The organism is Paenibacillus pedocola, from assembly GCF_031599675.1.
Lineage (GTDB): Bacteria > Bacillota > Bacilli > Paenibacillales > Paenibacillaceae > Paenibacillus_AQ > Paenibacillus_AQ pedocola.
Map to the genome: position 1 here is coordinate 5,176,833 of NZ_CP134223.1, position 14,702 is coordinate 5,191,534.

Consider the following 14,702-nt stretch of genomic DNA (forward strand, 5'->3'; position numbering starts at 1 on the left):
AATTTCCCTCTCCCTAGTGTTCGGATAAGGACATACATTTTATCCCTTCAATCGGCATATATCTGTATTACTTGGCAAAAAAGAAACAAGTGGAACCGGCTGCGCCGTCTCCAAAGGACCACAACCGTTTCAGCCAGAATATAAGGATCATTTTTTTGCGTAAAGCATATCCATTCTTATATTTGGACAACAATCGCACAAAAAGAGAGGATGAAACAACATGTGCGGAATAACCGGATTTATCCAGTGGCGCGGCGATCTTACACAGCACTCGCAGCTGCTCGTAAAAATGACTGAAACCTTATCCAACCGCGGACCGGATGCGGCCGGAACGTGGATATCGGGGCCTTGTGCCCTTGGACACCGCAGACTCAGCGTGATTGACCCCGAGAACGGCGCACAGCCGATGATCGCCCGCCATGACGAACAGGTCTATGCCCTTGTGTATAACGGCGAATTGTATAATGCGGGCGAGCTCAAAAGCGAACTCAAACAGCGCGGGCACCGCTTCCTGACCCAGTGTGACACGGAGGTTCTGCTCCACGCCTACATGGAATGGGGACCTGACTGCACTGAGAAGCTGAACGGAATCTTTGCCTTTGCTGTCTGGGACAGCGTACGCGAGCATCTGTTTCTGGCACGTGACCGGCTTGGCGTGAAACCCTTGTTCTATAGCCAGGTGGATGATGTATTTGTCTTCGGCTCTGAACCCAAAGCGCTGCTGCAGCATCCCAAGGTTCAGCCGAAGGTCGGACCGGAAGGTCTGGCAGAAATCTTCATCATCGGTCCGGCCCGCACACCGGGACAGGGTGTATACAAAGATATATTCGAGCTTCGCCCGGGTCATGCCATGATTTATAACCGGAATGGAATCCGAAAGTATGCTTACTGGGAACTGGAGAGCTATAATCACACCGATAATGTCGATGAAACAGCCACCAAAGTGCGTGAACTGCTGCAGGATACGCTGGAGCGCCAGCTCGTCTCCGATGTTCCGGTATGCTCCCTGCTGTCCGGCGGTCTTGATTCCAGCGCCCTGACCGCACTCGCCGTTGATTATTACAACCGCAGCGGCCAAGGACAGGTGGACACTTATTCCGTCGATTATGTCGATAACGATAAGCATTTCAAAAGCCATACCTTCCAGCCCGGAGCAGACGGGCCGTGGATTAAGCGGATGGTCGATGAGCTGAATACGAATCACCATTACGTTGCTTTTGACACCCCTGAGCTGGTGACAGCGCTGGATAACGCCCTCTACTCGCGCGATTTGCCGGGGATGACCGATGTGGATTCGTCGCTGTATTTATTTTGCCGGGAAATTAAAAAGAATGCGACCGTAGCCATCTCCGGCGAAGCGGCAGACGAAATTTTTGGCGGATACCCTTGGTTCCACCGGGAAGAGATGCTGTCCTCCGGGACATTCCCCTGGTCAGTGGCCCCCAAAATGCGCGCAGAACTATTGTCGCCCGAAGTCAGGGAATGGATACGTCCGCTGGAATATTTGGGCGACCGTTACAGCGATGCCGTGGCTGAGGTTCCGAAGCTTGACGGGGAGACCGGCAAACAGGCGCAAATGCGCGTGATGTCCTACCTCAATATTACCCGGTTCATGCCTACGCTCCTGGACCGCAAGGACCGGATGAGCATGGGTGTAGGGCTTGAAGTCCGTGTCCCTTACTGCGATCACCGGCTGGTACAGTATGTGTTCAACATTCCCTGGGAAATTAAAACCGTCGGTAACCGCGAAAAAGGCATTCTCCGCAAAGCGCTCGAGGGTGTACTGCCGGATGATGTGCTCTACCGTAAAAAAAGCCCTTATCCCAAAACGCATAATCCCGCTTATTTAAACGCCGTACGTACACAAATGCTGAGCATTCTCGATGATTCCTCCTCTCCGATCCTGCCGTTCATCGATCCGGCCAAAATCCGCGAAATCGCAGCATCGCCGGAATCGTCGAGCAATCTGCCCTGGTTCGGCCAGCTGATGTCCGGACCGCAGCTGTTCGCTTATCTGGCTCAGGTAAATCTCTGGCTGAAAACGTACAACGTTTCGATCGGTTAAATGCGGATGCCCGTGATTATTCCCACAGCAGGATAGGATAAAAACCTCTACAACTATAGATAAACATATCTTCGTAAAAGGGGTATTGTCCTTGATGCCAACCTCTGTAAAACCGGCTGCTCTGCCCACAAAAAAACTGCTTCCCTTCATGCTTGTCGCCTTTGGATTCACCTGGCTGTGCTGGCTGCCGCTCCTGCTCAATAAGCAGTTCGAAGCTGGTATGCCGGTGCTGCCCGGTCAATTCTATCTAGGCTCCTTCGGGCCGCTGCTCGGCACACTGGTCAGCCTCCGGCTGCCCGGTGAAGGAGGGATTACCACCTGGAGCAAAACCGCATTTTCTCTTGCTTTCTCCAAAAAGTGGCTGGCCATTGCCGCAGGTCTGCCGCTCGCTTACGGGGCGGTCGCTGTATTGGCCCACACGCTGATCACGGGGAGTATGCCGGATATGCACAAGTTCGGCCTCACCTCTGACCTGCCGCCGCAGTTTAACATCTGGATGACCTCAGGGGTATGGATGCTGACCTTCGGTATCGGGGAGGAGAGCGGCTGGCGCGGTTATTTGCTGCCTGCACTGCACAAGCGCTACTCCCTGTTCACCTCTGCTCTGCTGGTGGCGCTGATCTGGATGGCCTGGCATTTGCCTGCATTCTGGTTCAACGAAAGCTACCTCGGAATGGGCTTTGGGATCATAGGCTGGGCAATCAGCCTGACTTATGGTTCAGTCGTGCTGGCCTGGATCTGTGCGGGAAGCCGCTGGAGCATCCTTCCTGTCATCGTATGGCACGGCATTTTTGATCTGCTGACCGCCAGTGACCAGGCTGCTGAGGTAATGGCAATGGTCTGCAGTATGCTGGTCATCCTTCATGGCATCCTGCTGATGCGGACCCTTGGCAGACGCCGCAGCCAACCGCCCGGGCTGTAAACGGCATAGGAACAGAATTTAACGGCCGGTGAACAGATAAAACCTGATTAAATAGCATTACTGCTGCTGTTTCATCAAATACTATACTTATCCCCACAAAATAAAGAGCAAGTCACAGGAATGTGACTTGCTCTTTATCTTTTATTGCAGCCTACAGCCGCTATTTATCAGGTTTAGAAATTAAAGTTGTCCGGGTCTGGACCGAAGCGGTGATTCTGGTTCAAATCCTCAATCGCTTTGACGTCATCGTCACTCAGGGTGAAGTCAAAGAATCCGGCATTTTCGACGATCCGCTCGGCATGCACCGATTTCGGAATTGTGATCACACCCTGCTGCAAATCCCAGCGCAGCACAATTTGTGCGACAGTTTTGCCGTATCTTTCCGCCAATTCCTTCAGCAGCGGCACATCCAGGTTGCCTTGCATGAGGGGACTCCAGGCCTCTACCTGAATGTCATGCGCCTTCGCAAATTTCAGCACCTCACGCTGGGTCAGCAGCGGATGGAATTCGATCTGGTCGACTACAGGCACCACTCCGGTGTCATCAATAATATCCTGCAGATGATGGGTCTGAAAGTTGCTGACGCCGATCGATTTGACCAGCCCCTCCTTCTGCAGATGGATCAGTGCTTTCCACGTCTCCCGGTATTTGCCGGCCACCGGCCAGTGGATCAGGTACAGATCAACCCTATCCAGCCCCAGCTTCTTCCGGCTCACCTCGAAGGCCTTCAGCGTGGATTCATAGCCCTGATCGGGATTACGCACCTTGGTTGTGATGAACAGCTCTTCCCGGGGCACCCCGCATTCCCGGATCGCTTGTCCGACACCTTCTTCATTATTATATCCGGCCGCTGTATCAATACTGCGGTACCCTGTTTCAATAGCCGTCTTCACCGCATGGATGACTTCTTCGCCGTCTTTGGTCTGCCATACCCCAAGACCCAGCCACGGCATCGTTACTCCGTCATTCAATGTAGGCCCGCCTGTAAACGGTCCGTTCATTTCGCTCATGGTTCACCCTCCAAGCTTGAATAGTTTGATCAAACTTCCTTAACCTTAATAGAGACTGTGTAATCAGCCGGATGCAAACAACAGTATAGCAGATTGCTGCGGTGCCGCCAAAAGCGCGGATAGCAATAAGAAGAAACGGCTTCGCCGTCCTCTCAGGGACGGTGATCGTTTCTGCGAAAAATAGAAGGATAATTTATAGCGTAAAACTTATAAGTTCTTATATTTCAAAAAAAAGAGCGCCACTGCAATCACAGTAGACGCTCCACCCAACTTATTTACTTGTCGATCAGCTTGAAATCGTCGAAATGAAACTCCGGCGATACGATGCACGAGACCAGCACCGGCTCATCGCCAAGCGGCCGTGCCGCCTGCCAGACACCTGCCGGAATGACCACCTGCGGCTGCTGGCCGGCTGCGACGTCAATGCCGAGAATGACCTCGGTAACGTTCTCCGGCTGTTCGCCGCTGCCGCCGAGGCTGAGCACAATCGGGCTGCCGGAATGCCACAGCCAGATTTCGTCGGAGAGCACGGTGTGCCATTCCGAAGCTTCGCCCGGGTGAAGCAGGAAGTAAATGGACGACGCTGAGGCTCTTGGCCCTGAGTAGCTGCCGCCAAGGGTTTCGTGCGGAATTTCGAAGGATGAATTCCAAAGTCTTTTGTACCATCCGCCTTCAACGTGAGGCTGCAGCCCCAACGCTTCCACCAGCGGAGAAATTTCTTTTTGCGTCACAATATCTTCTCCTTAAAGTTGTGCTGCATAAGCATCCACAGTTAATTTAGGTTTGCTTTTACTTTAACGGAATGTGCCGCGATTGTAAAACCTCCCGCTTATTTGCTCTCCTTACTGGCTTTGAACACCTCAGCAATAGCACCCAGTGTACCCAGCGTTTCAATGGCACTGCTTGGCAGGAACACTTTATTGGCTGCACCCTTGGAGATTTCCGTCAACGCATCGAAGGATTGATAGGCCAGTACCCGCTCATCCAGTCCGGCGGTGCTGATCAGCTGAATGCGCGATTTCTCGGCTTCCGCCACTGCCTGAATCGCCTTGGCCTGACCGAGCGCTTCCAGCTCCTGCGCCTGGCGCAAGCCTTCCGCCTGACGGATACGTGCTTCCTTGTCACCTTCAGCCTTCAGGATCTTACTCTGCTTGTCGCCTTCTGCGCGCAGGATCATATCCTGCTTGGCGGCTTCCGCCTCAAGGACAATCGCACGTTTGCTGCGTTCTGCTTTCATCTGCTTATCCATCGCTTCCTGGATATCGAGCGGCGGCTTAATATCAATGACCTCCACGCGTTCGATCCGTACTCCCCACTTTTCCGTCGCTTCATCCAGGGCTAGCCGGATATCCGAGGAAATTTTTTCACGGCCGGACAAGGTTTCATCCAGCTCCAGCTTCCCGATAATCTGCCGCATTGTTGCCGTGGAGATGTTGCGTACCCCGTATACATAATCAGAGATCCCATAAGTCGCTTCTTCCGGGCCTACCACCTGATAAAAGATGATCGTATCAATCTGCACCTGCACGTTGTCCTTCGTAATGACCGTTTGCGGCGGCACATTGGCCTGCTGAATCCGCAAATCATGATAGGTCCGTACCTGGTCGATAACCGGAATAAGGATGTTCAGACCCGGTGTAAGCAGGCGGTTAAATTTCCCGAGCCGTTCAACTACGCCTACCCTTTGCTGCGGAACGATTTTGATCGTCAGTGCGATAAATACTACGACAACGACAACGATAATTCCTAAAATGGCTAATTGCATCAGTACGTGTCCCCCCATCGTTCTACTTCAATAATTGTGGTACCTCTTTTAACAACGATAACCTTCTGATCTTTGCCCAGCGCTTCTGTGGACGTTGCACTCCACGTATCACCGCCTACTTTGACTTGCCCGTAACGCCCCGGCACAATCGGTTCCACGACCAGCCCCTGTCTGCCGACGATCTCTGTCCCGGTATCCTTGAACCCCCGGGAGCTCCGGAGTCTGGCGGCCAGAGGTTTGGTAAATACCGTCAGACCCAAAGCGACCAGTGAACCGACCACCACCTGCAGGAATATAGCCTCCGGAAACAAGATTGCAACCACACCGCCCGCCAAAGCTCCGATACTGAGCCATAACAAATAAAATGTAAACGTAAACATCTCTACGACAAACAAGACGCCGGCAATGATTAACCATAACGCCCAAACATCCATCGGTGACCCACCACCTTCCGCTATATACTACTATAACGAAATCCAAGGCACTTACGTTCCATAAATGTTAAAAACCGGGCAGCGGCATCATCATTATATTTCAGCTTGTGGAAGCTTATGAATACAGAACCGCACTTCGGCAAAAATACCGGGCTTGGGAGCAGCGGGGGGGGGTGATGATCACGCTATACGTGAACCACAACAAAAAGCCTGCAGAGAAGTTTTCCTTCTCCGCAAGCTTCATTGCCGCTTGAATAATAATGATATACCCAGCGGATGCGGGGTAAGCGGGATTAGTTCAGTTTCCAGAGAGCCGGTGTGGTCGCCGGTTCCCAGCCCGCCAGTGAGGTGTGCGCCTGGAGGCAAGTATAAGATGCTCCATTGCTGGTACCAATTTATTTTGCAGCCGCACAGCACAAAAAGGCCCACCCGCAAAGACTGCGGATAGGGCCTCTAATGGTTCCGATTGAATTATGGTGCAACACTACTGTAATTTTGCCGCAAGCCGTGACAACCGGCTATTTCCGCTGCTTCGCGGCCAGCTTATCCGTAAGCAGCCTAAGCGCCATTCCCCGGTGGCTGATCATCTGCTTCTCTTCCAGCGTCAGCTCAGCCATCGTCTTCTCATACTCCGGAAGGTAAAAGAGCGGATCATAGCCGAACCCTCCGCCGCCCGCGGGCTCAGAGGTAATCCAGCCCTCCACTGTGCCTTCCGCCGTCAGCTCCTGGCCGTCCGCCGGATCATAAAGCGACAAGGCACAGACGAAACGGGCGGGACTGAGCAGCGGCTGGCCGGTGTCCTCCCCCTGCTTCAGCCCTTCCAGCTCGCTGAGCAGCTTGAGGTTATTGTCCTGATCACGGGCGTCCTCTCCGGCATAACGCGCCGAGTATACCCCCGGTCGGCCGTCCAGAGCGTCGACACAAAGACCGGAATCATCGGCCAGCACAGGCAGCCCGAGGGCCTCGCCGACCGCTTTGGATTTTTTGAAGGCATTCTCGGCAAAGGTTGTCCCGTCTTCCACAACATCCGGCAGCTGCGGGTAGTCGAACATACTCTTCACGGTCAGTCCAAGCGGCGCAAAAGCATGCTGGAACTCACGGACCTTGCCTTTATTTTTGGTTGCTACAATCAGAATTCCACCGCCGGCGTTCATGTTACACCTCTTGGCCAGGCTGGCCGGAAGGGATTTTGAGCGCGATCGGACCGAGGACTTCCTTCTGCACGGCAATCAGCTCGTAGATCCCCTTCTCCCCAAGACCAAGCAGCTGGTCAAGCTCCTGGCGGGTGAACGGCCGTTCTTCACCGGTGCCTTGCACTTCAACAAAAGCCCCGCTTCCGGTCATGACTACGTTCATATCGACTTTTGCTTTGGAATCCTCTTCATAGTTCAAATCAAGCAGCGTTTTGTCGCCGACCACACCGACGCTGATCGCGGCCAGATAATCTGTAATCGGGAAAACGCTCAGCTTATGCTGCAGCGCAATTTTGTTAATGGCAAACGCCATCGCTACAAAAGCGCCAGTAATCGAAGCTGTCCGCGTGCCGCCGTCCGCCTGGATGACGTCACAGTCCAGTGTAATGCTGCGCTCGCCGAGCGCCTGCAGATTAACTACGGAACGAAGCGCCCGGCCGATCAGCCGCTGAATCTCCATCGTCCGTCCGGTCAGCTTGCCGCGTGCCGCCTCACGCTGGTTGCGCGTCTGGGTCGCCCGGGGAAGCATGGAATATTCAGCAGTTACCCAGCCTTTGCCTTGTCCTTTCAGAAACGGCGGGACCTTCTCGTCCACCGTTGCGGTGACGATGACCTTCGTGTCTCCCATTTCAATCAGAACTGAACCCTCAGCATATTTATTCGTTTGGGTAGTTATTGTCAGCGGCCGGAGCTGGTCGTCGTTACGTCCGTTTGATCTCATGTTTTCTTCCTCCTGCATCTTGAATAGCTAAAGTTGTGATGTAAGTTCCCGCCTAGCGGGATGTATATTCTCTACTTTGCGCGAGAAACGGATAACATCCAGGGAAGGACGTTATCCGTTTTTTGCTAAGCAAACTTTATTCTATCAAAGAGCAGGCACAAAAGCATCTTTTAGCCCTGAGAAAATCTTTTACAGCGGCAGCGCGTTCACATATTCCGGGGCAGAAACCGGCTTGCCATAGTCCACGTTGTTGGTTCCGGTGACCGTATCAAGTCCGTTCAGACGGATTTGGACCGGAGCATCCTCGGTATTTTGCGCTACTGTCAGCACCACGGATTCCAGCATTTCCTCCGGCACATTTTTGCCGTCTGTGAACATATCGTCAGTCAGGGATACGGTTACTACCCCATTTTGGCCGGCTTCCACGGAATCTAACACCGTTCCCCCTGTCATTACCGTCTCCAGGCCGTTAGCAGACTCCGGTCCGGCGATCAGCTCTCCCAGTGCCGCTTTCACCTTGTCCTCTCCGGCGGGTACAAAACGTGTGACCGGAACATAATACTGGTGGGTACCGTCAGGCGTAGCTGCGGAAAAATATACCGTAACCGCGCTCAGGTTCATCTGCATCGGGCCATTCTTCGGCAGGTTGATCCCGAAGGCGCGTGAGAGCGGATGATCCAGCGGTGTGCCCAGAAGCGGCATTTCTGTAAGCTTTTTACCGTCTACCCAGAGCTGTACACCCTGAATGCCTTCCTGGCCGGTCAATGTCCATGTGATGGCTTCCAGGACCTTGCGTTCATCGGCAGCCTTGTAGTCGTTAAACGCCGAGTTAAATTCAACTACGGCCAGTTTGTCTTTATCCACTGAGACATTCTTCACTTCAGTTCCTGCAGGGAGTACGCCCTGGAAGCCTTCCGGCAATGAAGATGCATACGGGCCTTTGCTGACCAGCGCAGTGAGTGAATCCTTCAGCATTGCCGCACTATTGCCGTCCGGAAGGGCAAGAGATACCGGAGCCAGCAGACCATTAGCATCCTTGAGAAACACGGTAGTCCGTTCCCCGGGTGCAGCAGCTTCCGCCTTATCCGTAGTGCTGCCTTCCGCTGCGGTTCCTTCTTCTGCAACAGGCTCAAATACCCCGGTGTCGAGCGTGGTGTTGTCACTGACTTCCAGCATTTGCGCCTCAATCTCTCCCGGCGGCGGATCAACCGATGCCGATTCCGAGCCGAACAGGCCGCAGCCGGACAAAAGAATGGGAACCGTGAGCAGACAAGCCGCAGACAGCCCGCGGACAGTGTTCATATGCTTCATGAATAATTACCCCTTTCAACACTAAGATCAGTTTGTACTGCTATGTATACGAGCCCTATGCCCAAAAAATAACAACGGCTTATCCTAAATTGTTGGACAATGCAGATCCTATTACACGGACAAGCTCCAAAGACTGATGCCTGTAAGTGCCTGCAAGCTTTCACTAAGCCTCAGGCAATTTAGACAACCGCAGCAGCAGCCGTTATAATAGTGGCAATTCAAATAATCAACCTATCCTTCCGATGAGGTGACTGATGACAATGGCGAATATCAAAAACCCTTACAGTCTCAACAGCAAAGCGGTTGCAGAGGCGACCAAGTACTGGCTGCATAAGCGCGGCGTGACGTTGGAAGAGATCGCTGAGCTTGTTTTGTTTCTGCAGCAAAAATACTATCCGAATCTGACGATCGAGGAATGTATCCATAACGTAGAAATGGTGCTGAGCAAACGCGAAGTACAGAACGCGGTACTGACCGGGATTCAGCTGGATGTGCTGGCAGAGGAAGGCAAGCTGTTCACCCCGCTGCAGGAAATGATCGAGAATGATGAGAGTTTATACGGAGTGGATGAGATCCTCGCCTTCTCCATTGTGAACGTATACGGCAGCATCGGCTTCACCAACTATGGTTACGTGGACAAGCTGAAACCCGGTGTGCTGGAGCGGCTGAACGATAAAACCACCGGGCAAATTCACACCTACCTGGACGACATCGTCGGCGCAGTGGCCGCTGCCGCCAGCAGCCGCATTGCCCACCGCAAGCAAGCAGAACGCGAGCAGGAGCTCGGCCTCCCGCATGCGCCGGAGGATACCGAAGAAGCCGCCAGAAAGCTGGCGGCTGAGGATGGGCTGGAGTAGGCAGACGAGCGCAGGAGCTGGACCCGATTAAGCGCTATGGCAGACGGAGCCAACTAAAAAGCCATGCCACAGAGCAGCGGGAGCATCCCGCCTGCCTTCATGTTGGCATGGCTTTTTGCTGTGCATGTATACTTGCCGCGCGTGGCAAGGGCCGCCACCGGGTAGAGCGCAGCCCGCCCTACCTGTCCGCAGCCGCGAACAGGACCGGCCCGCCGGGCAAAGGCGCATGCTCCGCTGCCCGCCCCCGGCGCACTAGCTCGGCCAGATGCGCCAGCGCCTCGCTCATGGCGAAGCGCATCTGATGCGCGCTGGACACGCGGCTGCGGAACAGCGCTTCGCAGACCGCGAACCCGCTGAGCGGTCCGCTGTCCAGCAGTTGAGCGGCAGTGTCCAGCCGCTCCTCATGGTGCCGGAGCAGGCTGTCCGCCCGCTCCGTCCACGCCGTGAACGGTTCCCGGTGGCCCGGGAACGCACGGCTCACCCGGAGGCTGCGCAGCGCGCGCAGACCATCCAGGAACGTCTGCAGCGGCTGCGGATCGCTGCCCGGCTGCAGGCCGACATTGGGCGAGATCTGCGGCAGAATCGCATCGCCGCAGAACACAAGCCCGCTGCCGGCCTCATACAAAGACACGTGACCCGGTGCATGCCCGCCGGTCAGAACCGGCGTCCACTCCCGGCCGCCCATTACAAGCGGCACCGCAGGGTCAATATAGCTGACCTCTGCCTGCGGGGTAACCTGGGGCAGGAAGCTCACCAGATGCTCCCGGATCCCCCGGATCCAATCCTCCGGCATACCGTGCCGGAGGAACAGCAGCGGCAGCGCCGTATTCAGACTCGCCTCTGCGCCCCAGGACATCCGGGCCTCGGTGTGGGCACGTTCCGACATCCATACCCGGCTGCCGCTGCGGGACTGCAGCCAGCCCGCCAGGCCGTAATGGTCAGGGTGATGATGGGTAACCACAATTTTCTGTATATGGTCCCAGGATAAATCCAGCTCATCCAGCACGCCTTGCCAGGCCAGCTCCGCCTCCTGCGTATGCGGACCGGGGTCAATCACCGTGATGCCGCCCTCCGGTTCTGTCACAATATAACAGTTCACCTGACGCAGCGGCGGATCCATCGGCATGGATACCTGAAGGATGCCGCTCTCCCAAACCTTTATCTGTGCCTTCCGCATGGCCCCTTCACCGCCCTCTTTGAGTCTTCTGCCTGAAACCATCTAAGGACGGACACCAACGAAGATCATCCGTTTCGAATGCTCCTCATCGTACTCCCCTTCATCGTAATTGCCATGCACATCCTCGAGCAGCAGCCCGGCGGCGGCAATCAGCCTGCGGAACGTTTCCTGCGGATAGAGCTTCACACGCTCGTGATATTTGCGGGGCGTATCATTCCCTCGGGAGGTAAGGATGATGTCCTTCTTCACATAACCGTCTTCGATCCGGCGGGACTCGTCAATCAGATTATCCCCGTCCTCACGTGAGGAATGCGGCACAAGATGGCGGATGACATACGCCGGATTCAGAAAATCTATAATGAACCTGCCGCCAGGCTTCAGCATCCGGTAAATTTCGCGCAGCACCTTCACCTGCTCCTCGTCCTCCTCAAAATAGCCGAATGAAGTAAACAGATTAACTACTGCATCAAAACCGCCGGTGAGCGGCAGCCTGCGCATATCGGACTGCACCCAGGTCACTGCCCCGGCACCAGCCTGGGCACGGGCTTCACGCAGCAGGGTTTCGGACAGGTCAACACCAGTTACCTCATAACCCGCTTCGGCAAGCGCCAGCGAATGGCGGCCCATACCGCAGCACAGATCCAGGACCTTCGCTCCCTGCGGCAGCCCCAGCCAGCCGATCATCTGCTCCACCTCATGCCGGGCTCCGCAGAAATCCCTGTGCCGGTATACAATCAAATAGTCTTCCCCGAAGCTTTTCTCATACCATTCAGTCATCTTCCTTCTCCTCCCGCAGTCCAGCAATCATCTCTCTATGTACAATATGGTTACGATTGTACCCCCTTTTCCCTGTAAACTCAAAGAAGAGTCGCCTTTCCGCCATATTTCACACGGTAAGGTAACTCTTCTGATGAAACTCATCTATGCCGTTCTAGGTACACCCTTGCTTCATAAGGCCGAAGCTTCAGCCGGGTCAGATCATCCTCCTTGGCCGGAGGGTAGTTAGAGATCAGCAGCTCCTGCTTCCCGGCCGCAAAATCCGCAGGAAGCTCGAATACCGGCTCATGCTCAAAGAAATTCAGAATGACCAGGAGGCGCTGATCCTCCAGCGTCCGGGTATAGGCATAGATCTCCGGATGATCTTCCAGCAGCAGGGCGTATTCACCGTAGACAATGACCGGATGCTTTTTCCGCAGCTGAATCAGCTTCTTATAGTAGTTGTAGATCGAATCAGGGTCTTTAACCGCACTGGCCACATTGATCTCACGGAAGTTCGAATTCACGCGGATCCACGGTACGCCTGTGGTGAAGCCGCCATCCTCACTGGCGTCCCACTGCATCGGAGTGCGGGCGTTATCCCGGCTTTTTTTGTGGATCGCCGCCATAATGTCAGCCTCTGGGACGCCTTGGGTACGCTTTTCCTCATAGTAATTGAGCGTTTCCACATCCCGGTAATCGTCGATGGACTCGAAAGCCACATTCGTCATGCCGATTTCTTCACCCTGGTAAATATACGGTGTCCCTTCCAGCATGTGAATGAAGGTCGCCAGCATTTTGGCTGAAGGAATACGGTAATAGAGGTCATTTCCGAACCGTGAGACGGACCGCGGCTGGTCATGGTTGCACAAATAATTGGCGTTCCACCCCCGGTCATGGAGAACGGTCTGCCAGTTGCTCATGATTTTTTTGAGATCACGCAGATTCCAGGGGATGGTATCCCATCTCCCTCCGCCCGGAGCCGCACAATCCAGATTCATATGCTCAAACTGGAAGGTCATATTCAGCTCGCGGCGTCCGTCGCCGACATAATCCAGCGCCTGCTCCGGTCCGAGGCCCGACGTCTCCCCGACGGTCATAATATCGTAGAAGTACAGCACCTTGTCATGCAGATTCTGCAGCAGTGTATGCACATGCGCAAGGTTCGAGAACATATCATAGGCGCGCACAGTTGCCGTTCCACCGGGATTCAGCGCATCAGGGTAGCCCTCTGCCTTCACGATATGGGCAATTGCGTCAAACCGGAAGCCGTCGACGCCTTTTTTGAGCCACCACTGTACCATTTCATGCAACTTGTCGATCACCGCAGGGTTCTCCCAGTTCAGATCGGGCTGATATTTGGAGTACAGATGCAGGTAATATTCATCCGTCTGCGGATCAAGCTCCCATACCGAGCCGCTGAAATAGGATTCCCAGTTGTTCGGGGGGCCACCGTTTTTGCCTTTCCGCCATATATAGTAATCCCGCTTAGGATTATCCTTCGAGCTCCGTGATTCTATGAACCAGGGATGCTGATGGGAAGTGTGGTTCAGCACCAGGTCCATCATCAGCTTCATCCCCCGGGAATGCATCTCCCGCAGCATCACGTCAAAATCCTCCATCGTCCCGAATTCCTTCATAATGTCGCAGTAATCACTGATATCATAGCCGTTGTCATGGTTCGGCGACTTATAAATCGGGCATACCCAGATGACATCCACACCCAGGTCCTGCAAATAATCGAGCTTCGAAATAATCCCGCGCAAATCACCGATCCCGTCACCATTGCTGTCCATGAAGCTGATCGGATAAATCTGGTACGCGACGCTTTCTTTCCACCATTTTGGATTCACTTGGACTCTCCTCCGCTTCTCCGGCTCCTGCCCGTGTTAGATATATTAATATATCTTAACCACCCTGAAGGAAGACAATCACACGCCCCTTTTAAAAAATAAAGCTCCCGGGCTGTCAGGCTCCGCTCTCCTTAAGCTCAAGCACTCCCGGAATTACTTTCTCAACCCGTCTGTACAGCTCCTGGCCGATTACTCCTTCATCATGGATATAAAAAACCAGCAGTGACTGTTTCTGATAAGCTTTATATGGCACTAGATCCGCCGTAGCTGTATGTTGTTCAAAATCAGCCCAGCCCGCTTCACGTTCCCCGGCCGTGGCAAACTGATAAATGACCAGTTCTTGCTCATCCAGCAGGAAAACCAGCGGTTTCCTCCCGTTTAGTTCCCCCTGAAATATATTCTCCGGGCGCATTTCCACGCTGTGCAATTCCAGACCCTGCCTGGCAAAATAAGCAGAAATCTCATCTGCGCTAAGCTCCCTTGACTCAACTTTGACCGGGTCATTTCCATGGCCGCAGCCGGTAAGCAGCAGCCCTAAACCCAGGAACAGCATCAGCAAAATCATTCTCCGCATATTCATCCCCCTGTGTTGTTCCCATCTTCTCCAATAGACGGCACCTCTACTGACTAAGTTGCGC

Annotated in this window: 15 protein-coding genes; 3 read left to right on the plus strand and 12 right to left on the minus strand. The window is 54.1% G+C overall.

All coding sequences use genetic code 11. The features are described from left to right. Window positions 1-220: 220 nt before the first annotated feature. On the plus strand, window positions 221-2,065 hold the full coding sequence (gene asnB, locus QU597_RS22900) for an asparagine synthase (glutamine-hydrolyzing) (protein ID WP_310829957.1): 1,845 nt from the start codon (window positions 221-223) through the stop codon (window positions 2,063-2,065). 94 nt (window positions 2,066-2,159) lie between these two features. Further along, entirely contained in the window at window positions 2,160-2,987 is an 828-nt protein-coding gene (locus QU597_RS22905) for a CPBP family intramembrane glutamic endopeptidase (RefSeq protein WP_310829958.1), read from the plus strand. Between the two features lie 173 nt (window positions 2,988-3,160). Here QU597_RS22905 and QU597_RS22910 read toward each other — a convergent pair whose 3' ends face one another. The 8 genes from QU597_RS22910 to QU597_RS22940 form a co-directional block, all read right to left on the minus strand. Continuing rightward, entirely contained in the window at window positions 3,161-3,997 is an 837-nt protein-coding gene (locus QU597_RS22910) for an aldo/keto reductase (RefSeq protein ID WP_310829959.1), read from the minus strand. Window positions 3,998-4,272: 275 nt separating this feature from the next. Continuing rightward, window positions 4,273-4,728, minus strand: a complete 456-nt coding sequence (locus tag QU597_RS22915; RefSeq protein ID WP_310829960.1) for a cupin domain-containing protein — start codon at window positions 4,726-4,728, stop codon at window positions 4,273-4,275. 98 nt (window positions 4,729-4,826) lie between these two features. After that, window positions 4,827-5,762, minus strand: coding sequence for an SPFH domain-containing protein (locus QU597_RS22920; RefSeq protein ID WP_310829961.1), 936 nt, complete (start codon window positions 5,760-5,762; stop codon window positions 4,827-4,829). Next, complete coding sequence (locus QU597_RS22925; protein WP_310829962.1) at window positions 5,762-6,196, minus strand: NfeD family protein; 435 nt, start codon at window positions 6,194-6,196, stop codon at window positions 5,762-5,764. The genes QU597_RS22920 and QU597_RS22925 overlap by 1 nt, the downstream gene beginning before the upstream one ends. A 293-nt stretch (window positions 6,197-6,489) precedes the next feature. Further along, window positions 6,490-6,591, minus strand: coding sequence for a carbohydrate-binding protein (locus tag QU597_RS28805; RefSeq protein ID WP_369698856.1), 102 nt, complete (start codon window positions 6,589-6,591; stop codon window positions 6,490-6,492). Between the two features lie 123 nt (window positions 6,592-6,714). After that, window positions 6,715-7,350 (minus strand): XTP/dITP diphosphatase, encoded by a 636-nt coding sequence (locus QU597_RS22930; protein ID WP_310829963.1) that lies wholly within the window; start codon window positions 7,348-7,350, stop codon window positions 6,715-6,717. Between the two features lies 1 nt (window position 7,351). Further along, window positions 7,352-8,110 (minus strand): ribonuclease PH, encoded by a 759-nt coding sequence (gene rph / locus QU597_RS22935; RefSeq protein ID WP_310829964.1) that lies wholly within the window; start codon window positions 8,108-8,110, stop codon window positions 7,352-7,354. Between the two features lie 189 nt (window positions 8,111-8,299). Next, window positions 8,300-9,421 (minus strand): GerMN domain-containing protein, encoded by a 1,122-nt coding sequence (locus QU597_RS22940; RefSeq protein WP_310829965.1) that lies wholly within the window; start codon window positions 9,419-9,421, stop codon window positions 8,300-8,302. Window positions 9,422-9,681: 260 nt separating this feature from the next. Between QU597_RS22940 and QU597_RS22945 the strand changes: the two genes are divergently transcribed. Beyond that, window positions 9,682-10,278 carry a phosphatidylglycerophosphatase A family protein gene (locus QU597_RS22945; protein ID WP_310829966.1) on the plus strand — a complete coding sequence of 199 codons (597 nt, stop codon included), beginning with the start codon at window positions 9,682-9,684 and terminating at the stop codon, window positions 10,276-10,278. Window positions 10,279-10,456: 178 nt separating this feature from the next. Here QU597_RS22945 and QU597_RS22950 read toward each other — a convergent pair whose 3' ends face one another. The 4 genes from QU597_RS22950 to QU597_RS22965 form a co-directional block, all read right to left on the minus strand. Next, complete coding sequence (locus tag QU597_RS22950) at window positions 10,457-11,455, minus strand: MBL fold metallo-hydrolase (RefSeq protein ID WP_310829967.1); 999 nt, start codon at window positions 11,453-11,455, stop codon at window positions 10,457-10,459. Between the two features lie 42 nt (window positions 11,456-11,497). Then, on the minus strand, window positions 11,498-12,232 hold the full coding sequence (locus QU597_RS22955; RefSeq protein ID WP_310829968.1) for a class I SAM-dependent methyltransferase: 735 nt from the start codon (window positions 12,230-12,232) through the stop codon (window positions 11,498-11,500). A 140-nt stretch (window positions 12,233-12,372) separates the two neighbouring features. Next, a complete protein-coding gene (locus QU597_RS22960) occupies window positions 12,373-14,064 on the minus strand; it encodes a glycoside hydrolase family 13 protein (RefSeq protein ID WP_310829969.1) in 1,692 nt (563 codons plus the stop codon). Between the two features lie 115 nt (window positions 14,065-14,179). Continuing rightward, window positions 14,180-14,638 carry a hypothetical protein gene (locus QU597_RS22965; protein WP_310829970.1) on the minus strand — a complete coding sequence of 153 codons (459 nt, stop codon included), beginning with the start codon at window positions 14,636-14,638 and terminating at the stop codon, window positions 14,180-14,182. Between the last annotated feature and the right edge of the window lie 64 nt (window positions 14,639-14,702).